The organism is Salidesulfovibrio brasiliensis JCM 12178 (genome assembly GCF_001311825.1).
Taxonomy (GTDB): Bacteria; Desulfobacterota; Desulfovibrionia; order Desulfovibrionales; family Desulfovibrionaceae; genus Pseudodesulfovibrio; species Pseudodesulfovibrio brasiliensis.
In genome coordinates this window covers 1-12394 of record NZ_BBCB01000085.1, presented here as the reverse complement: position 1 = coordinate 12394, position 12394 = coordinate 1, and the positions used below count along the sequence as shown (strand labels likewise).

The 12394-nt window shown below is 63.2% G+C and carries 10 protein-coding genes and 1 pseudogene; 4 read left to right on the top strand and 7 right to left on the bottom strand.

All coding sequences use genetic code 11. The features are described from left to right. Positions 1-180: 180 nt before the first annotated feature. The 3 genes and pseudogenes from JCM12178_RS14780 to JCM12178_RS14775 form a co-directional block, all read right to left on the bottom strand. Positions 181-2591: pseudogene (locus JCM12178_RS14780) on the bottom strand (efflux RND transporter permease subunit). Next, positions 2479-3312, bottom strand: coding sequence for an efflux RND transporter permease subunit (locus tag JCM12178_RS21070; RefSeq protein WP_369404535.1), 834 nt, complete (start codon positions 3310-3312; stop codon positions 2479-2481). The pseudogene JCM12178_RS14780 and the gene JCM12178_RS21070 overlap by 113 nt, the downstream one beginning before the upstream one ends. A gap of 3 nt (positions 3313-3315) precedes the next feature. After that, positions 3316-4506: an efflux RND transporter periplasmic adaptor subunit gene (locus JCM12178_RS14775; RefSeq protein WP_172677155.1), complete on the bottom strand. Its 1191-nt coding sequence runs from the start codon at positions 4504-4506 to the stop codon at positions 3316-3318. A 167-nt stretch (positions 4507-4673) separates the two neighbouring features. On the opposite strand from JCM12178_RS14775, the gene ilvN reads away from it, so the two are divergent. Genes ilvN through buk form a run of 3 tightly spaced genes read left to right on the top strand, consistent with a single transcriptional unit; the run spans position 4674 to position 7139 of the window. Further along, positions 4674-5153, top strand: a complete 480-nt coding sequence (gene ilvN, locus JCM12178_RS14770) for an acetolactate synthase small subunit (RefSeq protein ID WP_054652459.1) — start codon at positions 4674-4676, stop codon at positions 5151-5153. 1 nt (position 5154) lies between these two features. Further along, positions 5155-6078 (top strand): phosphate acyltransferase, encoded by a 924-nt coding sequence (locus tag JCM12178_RS14765; protein ID WP_083465969.1) that lies wholly within the window; start codon positions 5155-5157, stop codon positions 6076-6078. Then, a complete protein-coding gene (buk, locus tag JCM12178_RS14760) occupies positions 6075-7139 on the top strand; it encodes a butyrate kinase (RefSeq protein ID WP_054652457.1) in 1065 nt (354 codons plus the stop codon). Before JCM12178_RS14765 ends, buk begins: the two co-directional genes overlap by 4 nt. Here the strand turns inward: buk and JCM12178_RS14755 are convergent, their stop codons facing one another. The 4 genes from JCM12178_RS14755 to JCM12178_RS14740 all read right to left on the bottom strand — a co-directional run bounded on the left by JCM12178_RS14755 (position 7140) and on the right by JCM12178_RS14740 (position 11515). After that, complete coding sequence (locus JCM12178_RS14755; RefSeq protein ID WP_054652455.1) at positions 7140-8372, bottom strand: ABC transporter permease; 1233 nt, start codon at positions 8370-8372, stop codon at positions 7140-7142. It lies immediately after the preceding gene. A 57-nt stretch (positions 8373-8429) separates the two neighbouring features. Next, a complete protein-coding gene (locus JCM12178_RS14750) occupies positions 8430-9851 on the bottom strand; it encodes an HD-GYP domain-containing protein (RefSeq protein WP_054652453.1) in 1422 nt (473 codons plus the stop codon). 36 nt (positions 9852-9887) lie between these two features. Then, a complete protein-coding gene (locus tag JCM12178_RS14745) occupies positions 9888-10547 on the bottom strand; it encodes an HAD family hydrolase (RefSeq protein ID WP_054652451.1) in 660 nt (219 codons plus the stop codon). Between the two features lie 128 nt (positions 10548-10675). Then, positions 10676-11515, bottom strand: coding sequence for a tRNA (adenine-N1)-methyltransferase (locus JCM12178_RS14740; RefSeq protein WP_054652449.1), 840 nt, complete (start codon positions 11513-11515; stop codon positions 10676-10678). A 149-nt stretch (positions 11516-11664) separates the two neighbouring features. On the opposite strand from JCM12178_RS14740, the gene JCM12178_RS14735 reads away from it, so the two are divergent. Then, positions 11665-12342: a radical SAM protein gene (locus JCM12178_RS14735; protein ID WP_054652447.1), complete on the top strand. Its 678-nt coding sequence runs from the start codon at positions 11665-11667 to the stop codon at positions 12340-12342. The last annotated feature ends 52 nt before the right edge of the window (positions 12343-12394 follow it).

Here is a 12394-nt window from a genome sequence, read left to right as displayed (position 1 = left end):
GAGGCCGACGCGAGAGCTGTCACGGAGTGCAGTTCTCGCGTCGGCCTCTCCTGCTTGGCAACCCAAGGATTGCAAAGGGGATTATCCCCTTTGCCGGGTGCAGGGCAGCGCCCTGCCCGCCGGAGGCATACCCATGCCATAGTAAAAAGGGCCGCCCTTTCGGGTGGCCCTTTTCCATGATTACTGTGTCTGCTCCTCAGGTGGCGGGGCCTGCTTCTCCCGGCTGAGTTTGCGGAAGATGACGTAGAGTGACGGGGTCACGTAGCAGCCGAGGATGGTTGCTACGAGCATGCCGCCGAATACCGAGGTGCCGAGCGAATGGCGGCTGGCTGCGCCCGCGCCCGAGGCGATGACGAGCGGCACCACGCCGAGGATGAAGGAGAACGCGGTCATCAGGATGGGCCGGAAGCGCAGATGCGCGGCTTCTTCGGCGGCCTCACGGGGCGGCACGCCCTGCTCGTTCCTGAGTTTGGCGAACTCCACGATGAGGATGGCGTTTTTTGCCACCAGCCGATGAGCATGACCAGCCCGATCTGGGCGTAGACGTTGTTTTCCAGTCCTCGGATCATCTGGAAGGCCATGGCGCCCATGATGCCGAGCGGGATGGCGAAGACCACCGCGAACGGGATGGTCCACGACTCGTACTGGGCCGCGAGGAAGAGGGTGCACATGATGAAGGCCAGCGCGAAGATGAACACGGACTGGCTGCCCGAGAGCATCTCCTGATAGGCCATGCCGGTCCATTCGAAGCCATAGCCCTGCGGCAGGTTCTTCGATTCCTCGGCCATGGCCTCAAGGGCCTGACCGGAGCTGTAGCCCGCGGCGGGCCCGCCGTTGATTTCCACGGTGCGGTAGAGGTTGTAGCGCTGGATGTACTCCGGTCCGTTGATATCCTCCACGGAGACGAGCGTGCCGAGCGGCACCATGTCGCCGTCGCCGCCGCGTACATAGAAGCGGTCCACGTCAGCGGCCTTCTGCCTGAACTGCGGCTCGGCCTGCATCATCACGCGGTAGGTGCGGCCGTACTTGTTGTAGTCGTTGACGTAGTAGCCGCCGAGGAAGGTCTGCAGGGTCTGGAAGACCGAGTTGACCGGGACGTCGAGGTTTTTGGTCTTGTCGCGGTCGAGGTCGAGCTTGAGCTGCGGCACGGTGTCGGTAAACGAGGTGAACAACCGGCCCAGCTCGGGATTCTTCTGCGCCTCGGCCATGAAGGACTTGGCTTCCTTGGCCAGTTCGCTTACCCCGCGTCCGGCGCGGTCCTGAAACTCGTACTGGAAGCCGCCGGTGACGCCGAGGCCGTTGATGGCGGGCGGGTTGAAGCAGATGGCCAGCCCGTCGCCCAGTCCGCTGAAGTACTGCTGGGCCTTGCCCAGAATGCTTGGCAGCGAGAGCTCCGGCGTGGTGCGCTTGTCCCAGTCCTCAAGGATGACGAACACCGCCGAAGTGTAGGAGCTGTAGCCGCCGGTCAGGATGTTCATGCCGCCGAGGGTGACGTAGTTTTCGATCCCGTCGGCTTCATCCAGATACGCTTCAACCTGCTTCATGAACGCGTCGTTGCGTTGCAGGGAGGCACCTTCGGGCAACTGCGCGGTAATGACGAAGTAGCCTTGGTCCTCTTCGGGAACGAAGCCGGTGGGCAACGTGTCGAGCAGGAAATAACAGGCTCCGAGCACCACGCCCATGAAGAGCATGACCATGGCCAGCTTGCGGACCACGAAGCGGACGCCGCCCATGTAGCCCTTGGTGATCCTGTCGAACACCTTGTTAAACATGGTGAAGAAGGCGCCCAGCGGGCCACGCGGCGTGTGTGCCGGGCGCAGCAGGACGGCCGCCAGCGCCGGGGAGAGCGTCAGGGCGTTGATGGTGGAGAAGGCCACGGACACCGAAAGGGTCAGCGCGAACTGCTGGTAGAGGCGACCGGTGATGCCGCCCATGAAGGCGACGGGCACGAACACGGCGACAAGCACCATCGAGGTCGCCATGATGGGTGCCGTGACCTCGCTCATGGCTTTCTTGGCCGCCGATTTCGGGTCCATGCCCTCCTCGTCGATGAATCGCTGCACCGCCTCCACGACCACGATGGCGTCGTCGACCACCAGCCCGATGGCCAGCACGAGGCCGAACAGGGTCAGGGTGTTGATGGAGAAGCCGAACACCTGAAAGAGGATGAACGTGCCGATGAGCGAAACGGGCACGGTGACCATGGGAATAATGGTCGCCCGCCAGCTTTGCAGGAAGATGAAAATCACCAGAAAGACGAGGGCCATGGCCTCGTACAGGGTGATCATGACCTCGTCCACGGACGCGTCCACGAACTTGGTGGTGTCAAAGGGGATGCGGTAATTCACGCCGCTCGGGAAGTAGCCGGAAAGCTCTTCCATGCGCTCGCGGATCTGCTTGGAAACATCCAGCGCGTTGGCGCCGGGCAGCTGATAGACCAGAATGGACGAGGTGGAACCGCCGCTCAGGCGGGTGAAGTTACTGTAGCTCTTGGCACCGACCTCGACGCGGGCCACATCCTTGAGCCGCAGATACGAGCCGTCGTCGTTGGTGCGAAGAATGATGTTCTCGAACTCCGCAGGGTCGGCCAGACGGCCCTTGACCTGAACGGAAAGCTGGAACTGCTGGCCCTTGGGGGACGGCGGCTGACCGATCTGCTGCCGGGGCCTGAATGTTCTGCTCCTGAATCGCGCCGGAGACATCGGCGGTAGTCAGGCCGAGCCGGGACATCTTGTCAGGGTCCAGCCAGACGCGCATGGAGTAGTCCCGGTCGCCGAAGACCGTGACGTTGCCCACGCCGGGCACGCGGGCGATGATGTCCGAGACGTTCAGCTTGGCGTAGTTGTCCAGAAAGAGGGAGTCGCGGGTCTTGTCCGGGCTGACGAGGTTCAGCACCATCAGGATGTTCGACGACTGCTTCTTGACCGAGATGCCGTTGGAGACGACGTCGGCAGGGAGCTGCGGCTGGGCCAGCGCCACGCGGTTCTGCACGTCCACGGTGGCCATGTCGAGGTCGCGCTCCACGTCGAAGGTGACGGTCAGCGAGTAGGAGCCGCTGTTGGTGGAGATGGAGTTCATGTAGAGCATGTCCTCCGCGCCGTTGACCTGCTCCTCGATGGGCGCGGCAACGGTCTCCTCAACAACCTGCGCGTTGGCCCCGGTGTAGGACGCGGAGACCACAACCGAGGGCGGCGTGATCTCGGGATACTGGGCTATGGGCAGGTTCCAGAGGCACAGAAAACCCGCCAGCGTGATCACGATGGAGATCACGCTGGCGAAGATTGGCCGGTCGATGAAGAAATTGACGAACACGGGCTAGCCCTCCTTGCCGGAGTCCTGCGCGGGCTCGGCACCGGCATCCCCGGACTTTTGATCCGGGTACGGCACCACTTTCGGCTCGATCTTGGTGCCGGGCCGCATGGTCTGCAGGTTCTCGATCATGACCATGTCTCCGGCCTTCAGGCCGGACTCCACGACCACGAGCGAACCGGCGTCCGACCCGAGCTTCACGCTCTTGGTCTTGGCTATGCCTTCCTCGACAACGTAAACGCTCTTGCTGCCCTGAACGTCCATGACCACGGTGCGGGGGATGACCAGCGCGTCGTCTTTTGTGCGGACCTTGGCGCGCACCTTGGCAAACTGGCCGGGAATGAGCAGGTTGTCGGGGTTGGGAAAGACCAGCCGAACGCCGAGCGTTCCGGTCTTGGGATCAAGCTCCGGCTCGGCCATGTCCATCTTCCCGGTCTCGCCATACACGCTGCCGTCGGACAGAATGAGTTCGGCACCGGTATCCTTGGCGCGCTCCTCCTCGGTCTTGGCTTTGGCCGCACGCACGAAAGTCAGGTATTCCTTTTCGCTCAGAGCGAACTTCACGTACATCTCATCCTTGGCGGAGACCTTTGCCAGCAGGCTGTTGTTCGGCGGACCAACCAGCGCGCCCACGTCGTAATTCGACGCGCCGATGACCCCTGAGATGGGTGCGCTGATGCGGGTGTAGCCGAGATTGATCTTGGAATTCTGCACGCTGGCCTGCGCACGTTTGACCTTGGCAACAAGCGTGGCCTGATCGGTCTTCACGGAATCGAACTGGGAGCGGCTGATGACTTCCTGCTTCATGAGCTCGGAGTAGCGCTTGAGGTCGGCGTTGGCCTTGGCAAGCTCGGCCTTGGCGCTTTCCAGATCGGCCTGCGCCTCCCTGAGGTCTTCCTCAAAGGGCTGCGGGTCGATGACAAAGAGAAGCTGGCCTTCCTCAACCCGGCTTCCTTCCTTGAAAAGACGCTCCTTAAGGTAGCCCTCCACGCGGGCCTGCACGTCCACGGAATTCTTGGCAACAACCTGCCCCGCCCACTCCATGTAAATGGGGACGTTTCGCGTTTCGGCCTTGATGACTTTGACCGGACGTGGTGCCGCGGCCTTCTGCTCTTTTTCTGCATCATCGCCGCCACAGCCGGAAACAAGAAGTGCCGCTGCAAGCAGCACACTGAAATATCTAGCGATTACCCTCATGAACCCGGTCCCCCTTGATGTTGGCCTTGGAATGGGAAATATGTCATGGGAGAATACCGGTTTCCCCAGCGATTGCAACCGGCAAGCCGCATTTATAAAGGACTGAACCCCCATCGTTGCCTCAAGCTTGGCATAACGGTATAAGACGGCAAATACGGGAGAACACAATGATTCACACCATATCCGCCCTTGTTAAGAACCGGCCCGGCGTGCTGGCCGAGATGGCCGGGCGCTTCGGCAGCTCGCAGGTCAACATCCGCTCCATCTCCTGCGGGGAAACGGAAAATCCCGAAGTATCCCGCATGGTCATCTCGGTGGAAGCGGACGACGACGCCGTGACGGCCATCACCAGCGACATGGAATCCCTCGACGTGGTGATTCAGGTGGACGACCTCGGCCGCAAGGAGTTCGTGGACCGCGAGCTGGTGCTTGCCAAGCTGACCATGGACCGCGAGACCACCACCCAGCTCATGCAGATTTTCGAGGTCTTCCGCGCCCATGTCGTGGGCATGGGACAGGAGACCATCACCGTGGAGCTTTCCGGCGACCAGGAACGCGTGGACGGCTTCATACAGATGGTCGCGCCCTTCGGCATCCGCTCTCTGTGCCGCTCCGGTCGCATAGCCCTCAAGCGCGGGGACGACTAGCATGCGGGAAATGACCTCGCTGGCGGACATCGTCCGCGCGGTTCGGGAAAGCGGCAGCCCGCCCAAGGTGGCCGTGGCCCGAAGCGCCGAAGGATTCGTGCTGGAGGCCGCGGTGCAGGCCCACGAGGCAGGCATTGCCGAGCCCATACTGGTGGGCGACGCCGAAGCGACCCGAAGCGTGGCCAAGACCCTCGGACTGGACATCTCCGACCTTGAAATCATTCCGATCCGCTCGGACGACGAAGCGGTGTTCGAGGCGGTGCGCCTCTTCCGCGAAGGCCGGGCCGAGCTCATCATGAAGGGGCTGGTCAGCACTGCCACGCTGCTCAAGGCGGTCTTGAACAAGGAGACCGGCGTGCCGCCCAAGGCGGGCATCCTGAGCCACGTCACGGTCTTCGACTCGCCCGTTGGCGGCCTGACCCTGCTCACGGACGCGGGCGTGAACATCAAGCCCACCCTGCAGCGCAAGGTGGACATCCTCAAGAACGCGTTGGACGTGGCCCGAAGGCTGGGCCTGAGCCAGCCGCGCTGCGCTCTGCTGGCTGCCACGGAAAAGGTCAACTACCCGGCCATGCCCGCCACCATGGAGGCCGACGTGATCGCCCGCATGGCCGAACAGGGCGAATTCGGCGACGCGCTGGTGGCCGGGCCGCTCTCCCTCGATCTGGCCCTCTCCCCGGATTCGGCCCGCTGCAAGGGTGTGGACGGTCCCGTTGCCGGGTGCGCCAACGTGCTGCTGACACCGGACATCGAGTCGGGCAACGTGCTCTACAAGGCCCTTGCCACCCTCTGCCGCACCCCGCTGGCCAGCGTGGTGGTGGGCAGCCGCGTGCCGGTGGTGGTGCCATCCCGCGCCGACACGCCCGATTCCAAGTTCAACTCCATGGCCTTGGCCGCATACCTTTCAAGAACGGAGACGCCATGACCGCCGTACTTGCCGTGAACCCCGGCTCCACCACCACCATGATCGCCCTGTTCGAGGACGGCACGCCCCGCTTTGAACGCGAGCTGCATCACTCCAAGGACGAACTCACGGCCTGCGGTAACGTGGCAGGCCAGCTCGACTACCGGCTGAAAGCGATCCGCACCGTGCTGCAGGAAGAAGGGACCACACGCTGGGACGCGGTCTCCGGTCGCGGCGGATTGCTGCGGCCCATGGAAGGGGGAGTCTACGAAGTGACCGACGAAATGATCGAAGACATGCTCTCGGCCCGCTACGGCGAGCACCCCTGCAACCTCGGGGCTCCGCTGGCCCGGCGGCTGGCGGACGAACACGGCGTCCCGGCCGTCATCGCCGATCCCGTGGTCACGGACGAGATGGATGACCGCACCCGGCTGACCGGGCTGCCCGGCATCGAACGGCGCAGCGTGTTCCACGCCCTCAACCAGAAAGGCGCGGTCCGCAGGGTCTCGGAGAAACTCGGCATCAACCCGCTGGACGGACATTTTCTGGTCATCCATGTGGGCGGCGGCATTTCTGTTGGCGCACATCGGCGCGGACGAGTGGCCGATGTCATAAACGCCCTTGACGGCGAAGGCCCCTTCTCGCCGGAACGAAGCGGCGCACTGCCGAACATTCCAGTGCTCGAGCTGGTCAAATCCGGCACCAGCGTGGATGACCTCAAGCGAATGATTCTGCGCGAGGGCGGGCTGTACGCACACCTCGGCACCAACGACCTGCGCGAGGTGGCCCGCATGGTGGAGGCCGAAGACGAGACAGCCAGCGCGGTGTTCGAGGCGTTCGCCTACAACATCGCCAAGTCCCTGACTTCCCTGCTGCCGGCATTGGCCCCGGCCATGCCGGACGCCATCGTCATCACCGGCGGCGCGGCCCGCAGCGAACTGCTGGTGGAGACCGTTCGCGAGCTCGTGGAGCACATTGCCCCGGTTCACGTGGTGCCGGGGAGCGTGGAGATGGAAGCGCTGGCCGAGGCGGCCCGGATCGCGCTGGAGTCGGGAACCGTCAAGCAGTACGTGCGGGGCTGATTACTCGCCGCCCTTGAGGGCCGTGATGGGGTCCATGCCTGCGGCCTGACGCGCGGGCTTCAAACCGAAGACGATTCCCACCGCCATGGCGCTGGCCATGGCCATGGAAAAGGCCTTCCACGAAAACTGAATTTCCAGAATCCCCAGCCGCGACAGCAACTGGCCGAGCCCCATGCCCAGCCCGAGGCCGAGCGCGCCGCCCACGATGGTCAAAAGGCAGGCTTCCATCAGGAACTGCAGCATGATTGCCGACTTGTGCGCGCCCATGGCCCGCTTCAGGCCGATCTCCGGCGCACGTTCGCTGACGCTGATGGAAAAGAGGTTGGCCAGCACGAACCCGCCCACGAGCATGGCGATGGCTGCGGTGACGCCGAGAAAGACGCTCAGCCCGCCCTTGAACATGGCCAGAAACTTGAGCACCTCGTCGGCGGTGAGGATGGTGAAGTCGTCGTCCTCGCCCGGACCGAGGTCGTGCAGATGGCGCAGGAAGCTGCGCAGGTTCTCGGTGTGCACGTCCATGTATTCCGGCTCGTGGAACTTGACCCGCAGTGCGCGAAAGTACTGGCGGTCGAGGTTGAAGCGCGAGGTCAGGGTGTTGAGCGGGATGATGATGCGGTTGTCGATGTCGCCGCGACCGCCCGTGAAGCCGCGGTAGGCAAGCCTGCCGATGATCTGGAAAGGGATGTTGTTGATGAAGATGGACTTGCCCACCGGCGATTCGCCTTCGAAAAGGGCCTCGGCCGGGGTGTTGCCGATGAGCGCAACGCGCGCGCCCTGCCGGTTGTCCTCCTCGCTGATATCCCTGCCTTCCACCAGCGGCCAGTTCCAGACCTCGCCGTAGTTCTTGGTGGCACCGATGACCGGTACGTTCTGGTCGTTTTGGGCCCTGTGCTTGATGGTCAGGCCGAACTTGGCCCGCATGGGCACCACGAGGTAGGCCCCGGGCAGCGATTGCCGGATACGCCGGGCGTCGTTCTGGCTGAGGGTCAGGGTGCGCATGCCCACGGCCCGTTTCTTGATGTTCCCGCCCAGCACAAAGGCCGCGTCAGGTCCGAACATGTCCACGATCTGCATGGCCATGCGGTTGGCCCCGTCAACGCTCGTGACGATGAGCGTGAGCGAGGCGATGCCGAACGCCACGCCGAGAATGACGAAGAAGGAACGGAGCTTGTAGGCCCAGACGGCCGTGAGAGCCATGGCCTGAATGCGGGGGAACAGCCGGGCGGTGTGCATGAGGGGCAGTCTACACCAACCGCGCGGGCAGGCAAGTGCCAAACGCGCAGGAATCGGTCATTGCAGCAGAGAAGCCACTTCCACGCCATGCTCGTCCGGGTTGACGATGTCCTCGATGGCGAGGGCACCCTCCTCGGACGGCAGGTTCGCGAGGTTGACGGAGTAGCGTGTGACCGGCTGCATTCTGTTGTTGTAGACCACCTTGACCACCGGCTTGAGCGGCATACTGGAGTTCAGCACCGTGACCACGCCGTGCTCGCCGCTGCTCAGGCGCACGAAGCTGCCTACGGGATACACGCCGAGGCTCTTGATAAAGTGTTCCACGATGTTCGGCTGAAAATCGGACAGCCGCCACTGATACATCATGCCCAGCACCTTGCTCGGGGGGAGCGGGTCCTTGTAGACGCGCTTGCTGGTCAGGGCGTCGTAGACGTCCACCACGGAGATGATGCGCGACATGAGATGGATTTTCTCGCCCTTGATGCCGCGCGGGTAGCCCCGGCCGTCGTATCGTTCGTGATGCTCCAGCGCGGCACGCAGCACCACATCGGGCACGGCTTTCTGGCCCTTGAGAATCTTGTAGCCCTCGGCCGGATGGGTTCGCATGATCTCCATTTCCGTATCCGAGAGCTTGCCGGGCTTGTTCAGGATTTCGTCGGGGATGAGGGCCTTGCCCACGTCATGGAACACCCCGGCCATGCCGAGCAGCCTGAGCTGGTCGCGGTCAAGGCCGAGGCGCTTGCCGAGAATGACCGCCAGCACCGAAACGTTGATGCTGTGGGTGTAGGTGTACTCGTCGTACATCTTGAGCTTGCAGATGGCCGCAGCCGCGGACTCGTTCCGGAACACCGAGTCGATGAACCCGTCCACTGTGGGCATCGAATCGCGGTAGTCGAACGGCTTGCCCTCGCGCACGTCGTCAATGAAGCCGCGTGCGTAGGACACCGCGTCGGAATAGAGCTTGTCCGCTCTGGGAAATTCCTCTTCAATGGGCGTCTGCGGAGGCTCCTCCACCACACCGGCCTGTTTGTGGCTCCTTGCCTCCTGACGGGATTTGCGGGCAGCGGCCATTTCCTTTCGCATGCGGGCCATCTCCTCCACCCGCTTGGCGTTGCCCTCCTCGCGCGCCTTGGCACCGCTGGCAGCTCGCTCCATGGCATGCTCGTGCCAGTCCGCAACCTCCTGACGAAAGCGATTGCGCTCATGTTCAAGCTCCGCGTGCTGGGTTTCCAGCGCGAGCTTCGCCTCCTCCAGCTCCCGTCGCTCCCGCTCCACCTCAAGGCCGATGTGCGTGGTGATCCACTCGGAAAGCTCAAACTCCTCATCCACAAAAACGGTGACACCCTCCGGCACGGTCTCCGCAATCTCCTCGCGGGAAAGCAACGGCCTGTCCACCGTGACGGCATCCTCGCCGTCGCGCTTGCGAAAGCCGATGACATACATGCCCGGCCACAGTTCGTCTCTGGCAATCCGTTTCATATCCCCCACTTTATCCTGAACAGAAGGCCGAAGCCATTATTTGAGTCCGAGATATCCCGGCAGCATGGAGGCCTGCGACAAAACCGCATCGGCTCCAGCCGCAGTCAACCCGGCCTCGGAGACGCGCCCGCTGGCCACGCCGAGGGTGGCGACCCCGGCCCGCTTCCCCGTCTCCACGTCCAGCGGATGATCGCCCACCATGAGCGCCCGCTCCGGCGGAACACACAGCCGCTCCAGCGCAGCCAGCAGGTGACCGGGATGCGGCTTCACGTCGGCCACGTCCTCGCGGGCCAGCAGCACGCGCACGTGCTCATCGATGTCCGGAAAGACGGTCCGCACGGCAGGTGTGATGTTTCGGGTAATGACCCCTGCCGCGATGCCTTCCGATGAGAGCGTGACCAACAGCCCCCGCGTGAACGGGAACAGTCGTCCGTCCCGGGCCGCGTCCATCTCCATGGCGTTGATGGTCAGACGGCAGCGGCAGTGAAACTCGAGCGCGGCATCCCTGCCGCCTTCGTCCTCAACCAGCCCGGCCAGATGCTCCACCCATTCCAGCGCGGGCATGCCGTCCGGCACCGGACGGTACGGGAGAAAGCACTCGCCAAGCGCCGCGATCTTCGTCTTCATCAGATCGAAATCCAGCACCAGCTCGGCCAGCGTACCGTCAAAATCGAACACTATCGCGTCATATCGCATTGCAACCCTATCCAAGAATGATTCCTGACATTACCCGATTGCCCATTCTGGGTCCACCAACAATGTTTCAAACAGAAAAAAACCCCGCCGAAACTCGGCGGGGTTGTGATCGTATCAAACGGGCCGGACTACTCCACGGCGGGCTCGCCGCCGCTTTCCGGGGCCTCCGGCTCCGAAGGCTCGACGCTTTTGCTGTCGTCCACTGGCCGCTCCATGTAGCGGGCGAACACGAGGAAGCCGGTGTGGGCCACCATGCGATCGTCCGGGCGCAGGCGCTCGGGAACGGGCTTCCACTGGCGCACGAAAATCTCCAGCACTTCGGGGCTCTCGAAAGGCCCGCGCTCAAGACCGAAAAGCAACTCGCTGACCTGATTGGTGGTGGGCAGCAGGAAGCCGCACATGGCACCGGGGATCACGGCGTTGGGAATGCTGTCGAGGTACTCCCACGGGGTGCGCACGTCGAGGAAGAGCGCGTCCGCGCCGGAATGCCTGAACCCTTCCGAGATGTCCTGATTGACCTGCTCCACGCGGTGGGACAGGCCCACGCGTTCAAGGTTCTTGCGGGCGAGGTTGTAGAACTCTTCGCGGCGCTCGTAGGTGATGACCTTCCCGGTGTCGCCCACGGTCCACGCAAGCGCGGTGGTCAGACCGCCGGAGCCGGTGCCGGACTCCACCACGGTGGTGCCCGGGCCGATGCCCAGCTTGAGCATCAGGTAGCCGATCTCCTTGGGATACATGATCTGCGTCTGGCGTTTCACGCTCTTGATGAGATCGTGCAGGGTGGGCCTGAGCACGAGGTAGGGCTTGCCGAGATGCGAGTAAATCTGCCTGCCGAAGCCGGCCTTTGCCGCATCGCTCATGAGAATGCGGCCCTCGTTGGTATGTAGTTCCCCTTCGGGGTCGAATTTCTGCATGTACCGCTTGCCTTTCCGGCTGATGAGCAGTACGAGCTGTCCGGCTTCGATCATTGGTGCCTCCAGTCGTTTCGGTTCCAATGCCCTAGAGTCAAAGCGGCCTCAAGTCAAGCTCCGCCTTGACAATCTCACCACATGCTATAGTTAAGTTCTTGAGAACACTCGCCGCCCGTTTCGTTCAACGGATGGCACAAGGGAGCTTCATGGGATTCAAGTTTGTTTTCGGGCCTGTGATGAGCGGACGTCTCGGACGGTCCCTCGGGCTCGACCTCCTCGGCGGACGCATCTGCAGCATGGACTGCGTGTACTGCGAGGTAGGCGCCACGCGCCAGCACACCATCCAGCGGGCTCCCTATGTTCCGGCGGAGGACATCCTCGACGAACTGGAAACCTGGAAGGACGAGGGACACCAGCCGCCGGACATGATCACCCTCGGCGGACTCGGCGAACCCACGCTGAACACGGAACTGCCCTATGTCATTGAAGAGGCCAGAAAGCTCTTCCCCGGCGTTCCCGTTGCCGTTTTGACCAACGCCACCCTCATGCCGGACCCGCAGGTTCGTAGCGAACTGGCCTTGGCGGACGTTGTCCTGCCGTCGCTCGATTCCCTCGTTGAAGAAGAGTGTGAAAGGGTAAACCGTCCCGTTCCGGGCGTGGAGGCGGCCACTGTGGCCGACGCGCTGGAACAGTTCCGGAGCGAGTACTCCGGAAAGATATTTCTTGAAATTTTGCTGGTCCGGGGTGTGAACGACTCCGAAAGGAACCTGGACCGGCTGGCTGATTTCTGCCGGCGCAACGCGTTCGACCGCATCGACGTGGTCACACTGAGCCGCCCGGGGACCGAACGGTCCGCCGAGGCTGTCGACGCGGAAAACGCTTGAGCGCTGGCGCAGGACACTGGGCGCGGGCATGGCCCGCATCCGCGAGCGGGAG